A 1203-nucleotide genomic window follows, 5' to 3' on the forward strand; every position below is an offset into this window, starting at 1 on the left:
ATGCGCAGGCCGAGAGCTTCATGAAGACGCTGAAGGTCGAGGACATCTATATCGGTGGCTACGAGACGTTCCAGGATGTCGCGAAGCGTTTGCCGCGGTTCATCGAGGAGGTCTACAACGCCAGGCGCCTCCACTCTGCGCTTGGCTACCGGTCACCCGAAGAGTTCGAACGTCAACTGGTCCGGCACGTGGCTTAGTTCTGACCCAGGGCGGTCCAGCCTCAGGGGTTCACTCCAAATCAACAACGTGGCGCTCGACAGCCGATCAACGCGAGGTTCTCAGGTTGGTCCAGGCCCTGCGGTGACAGCGAGGCGGTCTTAGTTGTATGCAATGCTGCACCGCACAATATCGGCTTATTATGACGAGGCTGCTGGGTTATCTTGTGGGCCAATATCGGAAGGAGGCCAACCGATGACCGAAACGGCAAATGCCGAGATGCAGGCCTCGGGCAACACGGTGTGCCGCGATCTACCCAAAGTGGGGCAGTCGTCCGAGGCACCAAGCTGGACCATGAGTTACGAGAGGCTTTCCGGCTTCTTGCAGAACTGACAAGAAGGCCGCGGGCAACCCGCGGCCTTTTCTCGTTCTGCCGATCTGCCCGACACTGATGCTCCGGTGACGCACATGGATGCGTCATTTGAGGGCGATTACCATTCCGGTTCCTCATCCTCCTGCTCCGGGGCGGGCGGCGAGCACGTCTTGGAACTGGCGCCATATCTTTTCGTCCCGGTCGGCCGCAACGGCTTGGTGCATCTCCCGCGTCGGCTTCCTCGGCACCACGCAGCACCCCACCGCCTGGATGACACTAAGGGCGGCGCGGATAGAAGCCAGGGAGATGTTCACTCCCTACCATCTGGTCTGGATCTTCCTACCCGGCCTCTTTGCACAGCGCCCGCGCCACGCCTCGGTCAGATCGGGGGCCGTTGCGGAACAGCGCCCAGCCGGCCGTAATGGCGGCCCGCTGGCTGCGGCTGAAAGGCACGGCAAGCGGGGCATATGGCGCCTCGACATCCTCAACGCTGCACTGGTCGTCGGCACTTATCCGAATGGAGTGCGCGATCTGCTTGTTCTGCTCCTGTGGCAGGCCATCGTCTTATTGCACAATGAGGAGCGTGCGCCGACCACTCCAGAGTGGCTTCTCGGGGACGGCGAGCATTGCGCCACACCCGCAATGGTTGTGAAGCGGAACTTTACGGTTGTGTT

3 protein-coding genes are annotated in these 1203 nt (G+C 61.2%); all 3 read left to right on the forward strand.

Going from position 1 to position 1203, the window contains the following annotated elements:
• Positions 1-197 (forward strand): integrase core domain-containing protein (locus EBE87_RS28310; RefSeq protein WP_147465072.1); only part of this gene is annotated, 197 nt, incomplete at its 5' end.
• Between the two features lie 214 nt (positions 198-411).
• Positions 412-549, forward strand: a complete 138-nt coding sequence (locus EBE87_RS29315) for a hypothetical protein (RefSeq protein ID WP_158601092.1) — start codon at positions 412-414, stop codon at positions 547-549.
• Positions 550-835: 286 nt separating this feature from the next.
• On the forward strand, positions 836-1203 hold a 368-nt coding region (locus tag EBE87_RS28880; protein ID WP_147426319.1), incomplete at its 3' end, for a hypothetical protein.

The sequence above is a fragment of the Teichococcus wenyumeiae genome, from assembly GCF_003696345.1.
Classification (GTDB): Bacteria; Pseudomonadota; Alphaproteobacteria; order Acetobacterales; family Acetobacteraceae; genus Pseudoroseomonas; species Pseudoroseomonas wenyumeiae.

Bases quoted from the DNA above. Each gene is read 5' to 3' on its own strand.
- EBE87_RS29315 (WP_158601092.1), top strand. From the start codon at position 412: ATGACCGAAACGGCAAATGCCGAGATGCAGGCCTCGGGCAACACGGTG.